The following is a 10,832-nucleotide window of genomic DNA, read 5'->3' on the forward strand; positions in this document are numbered from 1 at the left end:
CACGGAGCACGGAGCACGGAGCACGGAGCACGGAGCACGGAGCACGGAGCACGGATAGGCAAGCCCATAATGCGGCACCCTATCAACAATGAGCCCTGCCCTACTGCCCTACTGCCCTACTGCCCTACTGCCCTACTGCCCTACTGCCCTAACAGGGATAGCGCCACGGGGCCGATCACCACGATAAAAATAACCGGCAGGATAAACAGGATCATCGGCAGGGTCAGATAAACTGGCAATCGCGCGGCACTTGTCTGGTAACGCAGCATGGTGTCAGCCTGCACATCTTCAGACAGCAGGCGCAAATCCTGTGCGATGGGGGACCCCACCTCAAAAGACTGGCCCAGAACGGTTGCCACCTGCCGCATAACAGGTAGCCCCGTGCGCGTGGCCATCTGCCGCAGCGCCTCCTGCCTGTCGGGTATTAAGCTCATATCCCGCGCGGTCAGTTGCAGTTCACTGGCCACGCTGCCATTCACCCGCAGCATGTCACGGGCCACGCGCTGCATGGCGGCTTCGATTGGCATGCCCGCATCCACGCAGATAGTCAGCATATCCAGCGCATCCGCCATGCCACTTTCAACGGCGCGCAGATAATGCCTGCGCCGGGCTGCCAGAACCATATCCGGCAGCAACATCCCCCCAATAGGCAGCCCGGCAGGCAGAACCAGATGGATGATCGAGCCTATATCCACCACCACGAACACAACAAAACCCAGCAGCAACCCCACCCCGAACAGCACGGTTTTGGCGCCGATAAAAACCGGCAGCAGCCTGTCGGGTTCCTGCGTGTTGCGTGCGAGCGTGCGGAACAGTTCATCAATCGTCCTGCGCGGCAAAACCTTATACCGCATCATGAACGATCCGACCTCATATGCTCCCCGCACCAGAGAGAAACGCCGACCGGGCCTGCCTACCACCTCCGCTACGCGGTAGTGCTGCAACCTATCCAGCCTCGCCCGCCGTCGGCCAGAGGCAAGGCGCGGGCGCACCACCACCCCCCATATGCAGCTGAAACCAAGCACAAGAACGGAAAGGAAAAGAAGCATAGCCATCATGCTATTTCAGAACTCTGGCTGTAATGAAGCGTATGGAAAACAGCCCCAGACACCACAATCCTCCGGCCAGCGCCAGCACGCCATAACCGCGCGGGTCAGCCAGAAGACCGTTGAAATATGCCGGGCTTTGTATTTCCAGCAGCAGAACCACCAGAAACGGCAGTGCAAGCAGCACATATGAGGTAAGCCGAACCTCGCCCGAAGCCGCAATGGCCTTTTTTCTGATAGCTCTGCGTTCACGCAGGGTTTTTTCTAGCATAGCCATAATATCAACCAGCGTGCCGCCGGTTTCCGCCTGCACCTCAATAACCGTTGCCATGAAACGGTATTCCGTCACATCAACCCGCTCGGCCATATTGGCGAAAGCCTGCGGTAGGCTCTGCCCCACCGCAATATCCTGCACCAGCCGCGTGAACTCAAACGCCGTAGGCTGGCTGGCCTCGCGGCAGACAAGATCAAGAATACGCGGCAACGGCACACCCACGCGCAAGGCCCGGACAATAATGCTGATCGTATCAGGCAGTTGCTCATATAGCTGGGTATTATAGCGCCCGCCTATATAGGTGTAGAGTGCGCGCACGCCCAAAATCCACGCAAGGACTTCGGCCACGATCCCCAAAAACCCCAACAGGGCAAAAGCAGGCCATGCCAGCAGCAGCAGGGCCGCCAGCGCGCCAAATACCACGTAATCGTTTTTTCTGATCGCGGCTTTCGCGGCACCATAATTGACGATTGTATAAAAAAAACGTCTTCCATGCTCAGCAATAAAGGAAAACAAATCCTGCGCCCAGCGCGCAAATGGCCCGCGAATATCAAGCGGCCCACGAAAGCGACCCAGCAGGCGGATCAGGCGTTCATTCCGCCGTTCCTGAACACGCATGCGCCGGTAAACGGCATGCCCCCACCAGCCCACGCCCACCAACACGGCTACAACCGCCATGCCGAGCAACAGGCCTGCTGGCACCGTCATGCGCGGTTATCCGCCAGAGTGGCGTTCCAGAGACCATCCATCTGGTAATATTCGAGTTTTTCATGAAAACTCGGGCGAATATTCGATACATCGTAATGAGAAATCAGCCGCCCGTGGCTGTCTTCTCCATCAAAACCAAGCCTGAACAGATCGTTCATGACCACCGTGCCGTTTTCAACCCCGGCAACATCTGTCACCTGCATGATACGGCGCACACCATCGCGGTTACGCCCCACCTGCACAATCAGATCCACCGCGCCCACGATCTGCGTTCGGATAACATGCACAGGCAGGCCGAAGCTGCCCATCTGCACCATGCTTTCCACACGGGTAATGGCTTCGCGCGTGTTGTTGGAGTGGATGCTCGACATGCTGCCATCATGGCCAGTATTCATGGCCTGTAGCATGTCGAACGCCTCGGCCCCTCGCACTTCCCCCACAATGATACGGTCAGGCCGCATGCGCAGGGCGTTACGCACCAGATCGCGCTGAGTCACTTCGCCCTTACCTTCGATGGAGGGCGGGCGCGTTTCCATACGCACGACATGCGGCTGCTGGAGCTGGAGTTCCGCAGCATCCTCGACGGTAATAATCCGTTCGGAAAAATCGATGAAACGGGAAAGCGCATTCAGCAAGGTGGTCTTGCCCGAGCCTGTACCGCCAGAGACAATAATGTTCAGCCGCACGCGCGAGGCTATTTCCAGTATGGTCGCAACTGCGGGGGAACAGCTTCCGTATTCCACCAGTTTTTGTAAATCGATTTTGTTTTTAGAAAATTTTCTGATGGACATGTAAGGCCCATCAAGAGCCAGCGGCGGAAAGACGATATTGACGCGTGATCCATCGCGCAGGCGCGCATCCACCATGGGGCTGGCCTCGTCAATCCGCCGTCCCATTTCGGATGCCACGCGCTGACAGACCGAAACAAGGTGCCGCTGGTCACGAAACTGCGCTGGTGAAAGCTCGGTTTTTCCGTAACGCTCGACAAATATGCGCTTTGGGCCGTTGATCAGAATATCGCTGATGCTGTCATCATCCAGCAGAGGCTGCACTGGCCCCAGCCCCTTGATGTCGTTCACCAGTTCTGCAGCAATTTTCTGCTGCTCGCGCAGGTTCAGGCGGATACGCTGCTCATTGGCCGCTTGATCCACCACCCTTTCCACAGCGCCCGCAAGCTGTTCGGGCTCCAGCGCCAGAATAACCGCCGGATCAAGCCGCCCCAGACACAAGGCACGCAGCGACAGGATCTGCTCGCTGGTAAATCGCCGTTCCGCCGCCTCATGACCCGGTGCGGGAGCAAAGCCCGCATCCGCGCTATCCTGTGCAGGATGTGGGCCGCCCGCAGGCCCAGCGCTGGGCCTGCCCGCCCCTTCTTCCGGCAACTGGGCATGGGGCTGCATGTCATGTAGGCGCTGCAACCGGCTGGCGCGCCCGGCTGGTGGCATGGTGTCGTCCATCAGCGCGCACCCAGCAGAGTGTTTACAACCCTGCCGACCAGCCCCCTTTCTTCAGCCCCCGTGCGTGCAACCCTATGCAGAGACAGGCTTTCATGCGCGATGCGGCTGATCGCATCATGATAGGGCTTGCAGTCACGGGCGACGGGCTCACCATTGATTTCGGCCTCGCCACATTCGCGCGGCAGGTAGGGGATAACGATATCAGGCGGGCAACCAAGGCTTTTGCTCACCTCATCCATGGACAACGTGCCCGGACGGCCAAACTGGTTCAGCACCAGCACGGGTTTGGTAGGCAGGTGTAGTTGCGGCAACACTGCCAGTAGGCGCAACGTATCACGCATACAGGCAAGGGTCGGGTCCATCACCAGCATAAGCTGCTGCGCCTGCCCTGCCAGACTGGCAAATGTCTCTCCCTCGCTCCAGTCCATGCGGGCCATGACAAAGTGGAACTGCCCGCGCACAAACCCCAGCAAGGACTTGAGCGTGGAGGGAGCCAAACGCGGTTTCTGCCCCACCGGCCCCAGAGAGGACAGGAGCTTGAGCCTGTCTGAAACGGTCTGGATACTACGCTCTACCAGCAGGCTATCCATCCGCTCCGGCTCTTCCAGCACGGAAAGAAGGCCCAGATTATCCTCGGCGTTGAGCAACACCCCCAGACGGCTGGCCTGTGTATCAAAATCAATCAGCAGCGTGTGCCGTCGCGCTTCCTGCGCCACATACCAGCCCAGATTGGCCAGCAGCGTGGAAGCCCCGACACCCGGACGCACACCACACAGCGTAACCAGACTGCCGCCCCCTACACTGGTGGTTTCTTTCTGGCCATGCAGGATGATATCGCCAAAAAACCGTACCAGCAGATTACGATGCAGCGGCGGGTAGAGATATTCCGCAATGCCGTAGCCATGAGTGATGGAGCGGTAAAAATTGACGTCGTCCCGGTCTCCGATGAGCATCATCGTGACATCGGGCGGCACCATGCCCTTGAACTGGCGCACACTGGCCAAGGGGTCTGTGCTGCCACGGATATCCAGCACCAGATACGGCGGGCAGGTATTATTGGACAGGTAATGCTGGGCCTGTTCCATACCCAACCTGAGCAGCCGCCCTTCATTGGGGCAGACCGTGTTCAGGAAATCGGCCATCATGGCCTCGGTTTCCATGTCCTGAACAATAACCAGAACCCGAGCACCCTGCTCCGTGGTCTCTGTAAACCGCTTACCGTTTTCAGACATGGCCTGCGCGCCCCTGCATGCGGCTTCCAGCCGCTACAGGCCACCTGCCCGCAAGGCAGGGGCCTCCTGCGCCGGGCTTATCCACCCGGCATACTCACGGCAGACAGACAGAGGCACCATAATATATGGCAGCCCCCTGTCTGCCCGGCCTGCTTCAGTTAGACGGCAGGGAGTTGGCGACGTGCTGGAAGGTGTGCTGGAGCTTCTGCCCCATGGTGGTTACGGCACTGAGAATGGTCACGGCAATCAGCGCCGCAATCAGCCCGTATTCAAGAGCCGTCACACCGCGCTTATCCTTACGCAGCCGATAGACAAAACAACCAACGGCCTGATGGATTTTAAGCATGCCCAGCTCTTCCCTTAAATAAGTCACTCAGTAATCAAACGCCTTTTCCCCATAAAACAAAGTGGGAAAAGATGGAATATGTTTATAAAATGGCAACCATTCCCCCTTGCGGGGCGCGATAGCTCCCCCCTTATCAAGCCATGCAAACCTGATATAGGGTGCCCGCCCGCCCGTGCACACCGCACGCGGGTAACCCAACTTTCTCTTTCATGACGGACATCATGCGTATCGGCATTCTCCAGACCGGCCGCCCCCCTGAGGCACTCTGCGCACACGCCATGGATTACCCGGACATGTTCCGGGCAAGCCTCGGCCGCCCGGACGCCACCTTTACCACCTACCACGTCATGGACGGGCAACTGCCCTCCGGGGTTGGGGAGCAAGACGGCTGGCTGGTAACCGGCTCGCCGCATGGCGTGTATGAAGACCACCCGTGGATTCCCGGTCTGGAAGACTTCGTGCGTGAGGCGGACCGCCTGCATGTGCCCATGGTGGGGGTCTGCTTTGGCCACCAGCTTATTGCGCAGGCTCTGGGCGGAAGGGTGGAAAAATTCCCCGGTGGCTGGGTTGTCGGCCCGCAGGACTACACGCTCGATGATGGCACGCACCTGACGCTCAACGCCTGGCATCAGGACCAGGTCATGGTCGCGCCACCGCAGGCGCGCACCATCATGCGCAGCCCCACCTGCGCCCATGCCGCCCTACGCTATGGCGACCATATCCTGACAGTTCAGCCGCACCCCGAATTTACGGATACGGTTTTCCGCGCCCTGTTTCATGAGCGCGGGCACTCGCTGCCCCCTGCCATCCAGCAGGCGGTAGAGGAAAAGACCGAAGGGGCTCCCCCGGTCTTTCAGGCACAGTTCGCGCAGTTTCTGTGGCACTGCCTGTCAGGCGGGCGGATTGGACAGGCCATAGGCTGAACGCCTCACCCCCGGCTTTGGGGGGTGACAACCTCCAGCGCGCGGAGCTTGCGATAAAGTGTCGCGCGGCTGATCCCCAGATGGCGGGCAGCGGCGGACACATTGCCCCGCGCCAGCCCCAGCGCCGTGCGGATCACATGCTCTTCCGCCTCGCGGAAGCTGGTAACACGCTCAACCCCACATGGCCGGGTGGCAAGTACCCCGGTGCCGGTAAGATATTTGCCCGAGGGGCCTTCCGGGGGCGACGCCTGCCCTGCCCCCCAACCCAGCATGGTGCGCGCGGCATGGGTTGCGCCCACGATGTCACCCGCTTCATTAACCGCTACAAGCGGGCCTGAACTGCCACGCGCTGGCCCCAGTGTCATGATCCGCTGGCCGGGATAGCGCCCCCGCAGCAACTGCTCCTCCATACGGCGGGCAGCCTGAAACAGCGCCTCGCGCAGGAGCGGGGCGACAGGCCGGGTACTTTCGTTACCAAACGAGGCCAGATTGAGCGCACCCGCCAGTTGCCCCTGCCCGTCAAACACCGGCACGGCATGGCTTTCCAGCAGCGCGAAGCAAAAGCGCCAGTGGTCGCCCCGGGTCAGGGCTACGGAACAGCCTTCGCGCAGGGCAGTGCCCACGCCATTCGTACCGGCCAGCCCTTCATCCCAGACAGCCCCCTCCTGCAGGTGCAGCCTGCGGCAGACCGCGCGGTGGGAATCACTGATACAGCGGGCCAGCAGCACGGCCCGCGCATCCGATAAAAGCACCATCAACCCCAGATCACGCACAAGGCCGAAAAGGGATTGTATTTCCGGCAGTCCCACCCGCAGCAAAGGGGCGGCGGAGTCATTGACCTGACGCAGTTCGGTGCTGGTCAGTACTTCCGCGCGCCACTGTCTGGACGGGTCCATGCGGTACAGGGCCTGACAGCGCTCCCATGACCGGGCCACTTCATTGGAGCCGGCCCGGCAGGCTGCATGGCCGAGCGCGCAATAACGCACCGTAGTGTTCTCTTTCCGTGGCTCCTGCTCCACTCAGCGCACTCCCACCCTGACAGGCTGATTTCCTTTCCGGCACACCGGAAACCCCCTGTCTTGTCTATATTTTATATTGAATTTTCGAATAACAATGAAGACAGCACCACCTGCGCTCCGTTACAGGAGCCGTTTGCATTATTGCCAGAGATACAGAAATTTCAGGTAATAAGCATCGGTTTCAGGGATGTTGCGCCCCTCGACCGAGTGGCTGTAACGCGCGGTTACACTAACGCTGCGGCTGATGTTGAACATGATCCCCAACCCCGAAGCCACCTCGCGGCTGCTGGTATCGCTTACATCCTGCCTGAGGGTCTGGTCATAGGTGCCACCGGCATTCTGCCAGTCGAACGCAAAGAAAGGCTCGATCAGCTTTGTGGCTTTCCAGCTAAAGCGCAGGTTGGAGTAAAAGACCACGCCCGGCGAAAAGGCATGCTGGGCCGGCTCATGCTTGGTAGAGGCAACGACAGTGCCAAAGTCGCCATCGAAGCTGAAATGCTTCCACTCATAATCAAAAATAAGGCTCGAAATATTCGACCAGTAATGGCTGGCCAGCGCATCACGCGAGCCCGAAGGCGTGACCATGAAGGTCTGAAAGCCAAACGTGCTGTGGGCATTGGGCTTGAACCATGCCGCAGGCCCCACAATCGTGCCGCCCAGCCCGCCGTAATTCTTGCCATCCGCCAGCGAGTAGCTTTCCTGCTGGATCAGCTCGAACGCAAAACCGACATGGGGAATGGCATCAAACGTGCGAAAATGCACGTATTTGGTCATGCCCGACCAGCTATGCCCACCGCCATGGGCCGCAACACGCTGGCCCGAGCCGTTATAGGCATTACCCGCGTCGTTGCCGTCACCATACTGCACCAGCACGTTGAAGGGTTTGAAATCCACCGGCAGGTCATATTCATGCGGGCCGATGATCCCCAGCGTGATATCCGCCGCATGGGACGACTGCGCCCCCGCCCCCAGCAGCACCGGAACGCACAGCCCTGACCATAAGAGGATTTGCCGCGATTTTCTGGCAAGGTTCATGTGAAATCTCCACCATGGAGGCCGCCCCCATGACACGCCGGGGGCGGCAATACGCAGGATGTTTCAAAGGAAATGAAAGGGCCAACCGGGAACAGGCCCCGGTTGGCTCCGGGCTTAGGGTGTGGGCGTGCCCTGTGCGCCATCGAGCGTGTAGGCCACGATGTAGTCACCACTGCGGGTGCCAAGGCCACCATGGCCGCCAGCGGCAATCACCACATACTGCTTGCCACCACTTTCGTAGCTGAGCGGTGTGGCCTGTCCGCCCGCGGGCAGACGGTCGCGCCAGATAACCTCACCCGTGGAGACATCAAAGGCCCGCAGGTAGTCATCCGCCGTAGCGCCCATGAACACGACACCACCACGCGTTACGATATTGCCGCCGATGTTATACATGCCCGTAGGCAGCGGAATATTGTTATGCGTGCGGAAAGGCCCCGTATCGCGGGTGGTGCCAACCGGGTGCTGCCATACGATCTTCTTGGTCACCAGATCGATCGCGGTCAGCGTGCCCCATACCGGCCCTTTGCAGGGGATCTGGAGCGGGTTCAGCCACGGGTTGGTGTAGGCCACATACGGCGTGCCGTAATCAGGCGAAATGGCCAGCGCATTGCCTTTGGCGGCGGGTTCGTTGCCTGCACCCGTCCACTTGGGCAGCACGCCTTCCTTTTCAAGCTGGGTGCGATGATCGAGCTTGATACGGAACGGCAGGTAGCTGGCATTGGCGAACAGCAGCTTGCGCGCCGGGTCGATGGTAATGCCCTGCCAGTCAACCACACCATAGAACGCGGGATAGACAATGGTGGTCTTGCCCACATGCGGCGGCGTAAACTGCCCATCATAGGCGGACTGGCGATACTCGATACGGCAGATCATCTGATCCAGCAGGGTTGCCCCCCACATATCGGTTTCTTTCAGATCCGGTGGAGACAGGCTGGGCATGGCGGTCGGATAAGGCTGTGTGGCCGAAACCCGATCATCAGGCGCATGACCGGCGGTGGGTACGGGCCGTTCCGCAACCGGGTAGCCCGGCAGGGGTTCCCCCGTGCGGCGGTCGAGCACGAAAAATTCGCCGCGCTTGGTGCTCTGCACCAGAGCAGGAAGCTCCGTACCATTCGGGCCGGGCAGATCAACCATGCTGGGGCCGGAGGGAATGTCCATGTCCCACAGGTCATGATGCACAGTCTGGTGCAGCCAGCGCCGCTCGCCTGAAACGATGTCGAGCGCAACCGTGGCACTGGATGTGGCGTCGTCAAACGGACGGCGCGAACCACCCCAGTTATCCGGCGGGGCATTACCCGTGCCCAGATACACCAGCCCCAGTTCGGGGTCGGCCGTATAAACGCCCCATGCGTTGGGGGTATCGCGCGTCAGTTCATCGCCGGGGCCCGGCGTCCATGTTTCGGGGTTATGACCTGCATCCCACACCCAGGCGATTTTGCCGGTGGTAGCGTCAAACGCACGGACAGCGCCCGAGGGTTCAAAATTGGCCTGATTGTCGAAAATCCACCCGCCCGTGATCAGACGGTTTTTCATGACCAGCGGAGGAGAGGTGATGAAATGGAAGCCCAGCGGCACGTTACCCATGTAGTCACGCATGGAAATAAAGCCGTGATCGCCAAAATCCTCGCAGGGCTCGCCGGTCTGGGCGTTCACCGCGACAATGCGCGCATCCGCCACGGGGGAATAAATCCGCTCACGGCACGATGTCTGGATTTCATCAGGAATACGGTAATAGGACACCCCACGGCACGCCAGATACACATTGGAATCCAGATCGGCCTTTGCCGGGTGCGGGTCATATTTCCATTTGATCTTGCCGGTAGCCGCATCCATGGCCATCACCCAGCTATGGGGTGTGCACATATACAGCGTGTCACCCACCTTGATGGGGGTCAGCTCAAGGTTGAACTCATGCCCTGCGTCAGGCCCGGCCACCACGGCCTCGCCCGCCTGCTGGGTATCGCCGGTTTCGCTCACCCATGCGCGCTTGAGGTGGCTGATATTGCCGGGTGTGATCTGTGTCAGCGGGCTGTAGCGCTGCCCCTGTGCGTTACGGCCATAATAGTGCCAGTCCCCCACGGGAACGCCGTCCTTGAGGTCCGGCATGGCGGCGGCCATGCGGTCCGCAGGCACGACTCCATCAATCGAATAGGACGAGAAGCAGCTTGCCACGAGGGCGACACACGCCACAGTCAACCCTGCCAGCAGGGGTTTCTTGTCATCCAGCCACGAGGCCCCGGTGCGCCATATGCCCGGCAGCAGCAGCCAGGCTCCCAGCCCCACCAGCGTCAGCAGGCGGACTTCCAGCCCCCAGATATTCAGGCCGGTTTCAGCCAGAGCCCAGAGCGTTGCCACCACCAGCAGGCCCGCATACACACGGGCCGCAAGCTGCGGCTTGCGAAAGCCCGCCGCAGCCGTGCCCAGCAGCACCGCACCCACCAGCGCATAGAACCACGAACCGCCCAGAACGAGCAGTTCAGCCCCACCAAGAAATAAAAACAGCCCCGCCGCGCCAAATAACAGCGCGGTTATGATGGACCATAGTCGTGCGTGACTTTGTTGCATCTCAATCATTCCCTGAAACGCTCCTGACACACCCGCAGAGGCCACGCCTGCATGACCATGCCCCGGACATACCAAGAGCCATGCGTGTTCTTTCAGTAATGTTAGGGAATTCTTCAAATCAGGAATGGAGCGTCTCACCACAGTGTGTAGGAAACGCACCCAACTGTATCAGTCTTGATACAGCCTGCGCGCCGCCACCCTGCACCACAGGCAAGACACCCCCACCC

The 10,832-nt window shown here is 60.0% G+C and carries 9 protein-coding genes; 1 reads left to right on the top strand and 8 read right to left on the bottom strand.

All coding sequences use genetic code 11. From position 1 onward, the window contains the following. Window positions 1-140: 140 nt before the first annotated feature. The 5 genes from ABF757_RS10845 to ABF757_RS10865 all read right to left on the bottom strand — a co-directional run bounded on the left by ABF757_RS10845 (window position 141) and on the right by ABF757_RS10865 (window position 5,063). Window positions 141-857, bottom strand: coding sequence for a type II secretion system F family protein (locus ABF757_RS10845; protein ID WP_415482337.1), 717 nt, complete (start codon window positions 855-857; stop codon window positions 141-143). A 202-nt stretch (window positions 858-1,059) separates the two neighbouring features. Then, window positions 1,060-2,028: a type II secretion system F family protein gene (locus ABF757_RS10850; protein ID WP_415482339.1), complete on the bottom strand. Its 969-nt coding sequence runs from the start codon at window positions 2,026-2,028 to the stop codon at window positions 1,060-1,062. Then, window positions 2,025-3,485, bottom strand: coding sequence for a CpaF family protein (locus tag ABF757_RS10855; RefSeq protein WP_415482341.1), 1,461 nt, complete (start codon window positions 3,483-3,485; stop codon window positions 2,025-2,027). Before ABF757_RS10855 ends, ABF757_RS10850 begins: the two co-directional genes overlap by 4 nt. Beyond that, complete coding sequence (locus ABF757_RS10860) at window positions 3,485-4,717, bottom strand: AAA family ATPase (RefSeq protein WP_415482343.1); 1,233 nt, start codon at window positions 4,715-4,717, stop codon at window positions 3,485-3,487. Before ABF757_RS10860 ends, ABF757_RS10855 begins: the two co-directional genes overlap by 1 nt. A 154-nt stretch (window positions 4,718-4,871) precedes the next feature. After that, window positions 4,872-5,063, bottom strand: a complete 192-nt coding sequence (locus ABF757_RS10865; RefSeq protein ID WP_025861373.1) for a Flp family type IVb pilin — start codon at window positions 5,061-5,063, stop codon at window positions 4,872-4,874. A gap of 209 nt (window positions 5,064-5,272) precedes the next feature. Between ABF757_RS10865 and ABF757_RS10870 the strand changes: the two genes are divergently transcribed. After that, complete coding sequence (locus ABF757_RS10870; RefSeq protein ID WP_415482345.1) at window positions 5,273-5,986, top strand: type 1 glutamine amidotransferase; 714 nt, start codon at window positions 5,273-5,275, stop codon at window positions 5,984-5,986. A gap of 5 nt (window positions 5,987-5,991) precedes the next feature. Here the strand turns inward: ABF757_RS10870 and ABF757_RS10875 are convergent, their stop codons facing one another. The 3 genes from ABF757_RS10875 to ABF757_RS10885 form a co-directional block, all read right to left on the bottom strand. Further along, window positions 5,992-7,005 (bottom strand): helix-turn-helix domain-containing protein, encoded by a 1,014-nt coding sequence (locus ABF757_RS10875; protein ID WP_415482347.1) that lies wholly within the window; start codon window positions 7,003-7,005, stop codon window positions 5,992-5,994. A 138-nt stretch (window positions 7,006-7,143) separates the two neighbouring features. Beyond that, on the bottom strand, window positions 7,144-8,040 hold the full coding sequence (locus ABF757_RS10880; RefSeq protein WP_415482349.1) for a transporter: 897 nt from the start codon (window positions 8,038-8,040) through the stop codon (window positions 7,144-7,146). 114 nt (window positions 8,041-8,154) lie between these two features. Next, complete coding sequence (locus ABF757_RS10885) at window positions 8,155-10,605, bottom strand: membrane-bound PQQ-dependent dehydrogenase, glucose/quinate/shikimate family (protein WP_415482351.1); 2,451 nt, start codon at window positions 10,603-10,605, stop codon at window positions 8,155-8,157. Window positions 10,606-10,832 lie beyond the last annotated feature (227 nt).

Origin of the sequence: Acetobacter papayae, assembly GCF_047721125.1 — a bacterium.
GTDB lineage: Bacteria > Pseudomonadota > Alphaproteobacteria > Acetobacterales > Acetobacteraceae > Acetobacter > Acetobacter papayae.

Coding starts and splice junctions, on each gene's coding strand:
- ABF757_RS10845 (WP_415482337.1), bottom strand. CDS start 857: ATGATGCGGTATAAGGTTTTGCCGCGCAGGACGATTGATGAACTGTTC.
- ABF757_RS10850 (WP_415482339.1), bottom strand. CDS start 2,028: ATGACGGTGCCAGCAGGCCTGTTGCTCGGCATGGCGGTTGTAGCCGTG.
- ABF757_RS10855 (WP_415482341.1), bottom strand. CDS start 3,485: ATGGACGACACCATGCCACCAGCCGGGCGCGCCAGCCGGTTGCAGCGC.
- ABF757_RS10860 (WP_415482343.1), bottom strand. CDS start 4,717: ATGTCTGAAAACGGTAAGCGGTTTACAGAGACCACGGAGCAGGGTGCT.
- ABF757_RS10865 (WP_025861373.1), bottom strand. CDS start 5,063: ATGCTTAAAATCCATCAGGCCGTTGGTTGTTTTGTCTATCGGCTGCGT.
- ABF757_RS10870 (WP_415482345.1), top strand. CDS start 5,273: ATGACGGACATCATGCGTATCGGCATTCTCCAGACCGGCCGCCCCCCT.
- ABF757_RS10880 (WP_415482349.1), bottom strand. CDS start 8,040: ATGAACCTTGCCAGAAAATCGCGGCAAATCCTCTTATGGTCAGGGCTG.
- ABF757_RS10885 (WP_415482351.1), bottom strand. CDS start 10,605: ATGCAACAAAGTCACGCACGACTATGGTCCATCATAACCGCGCTGTTA.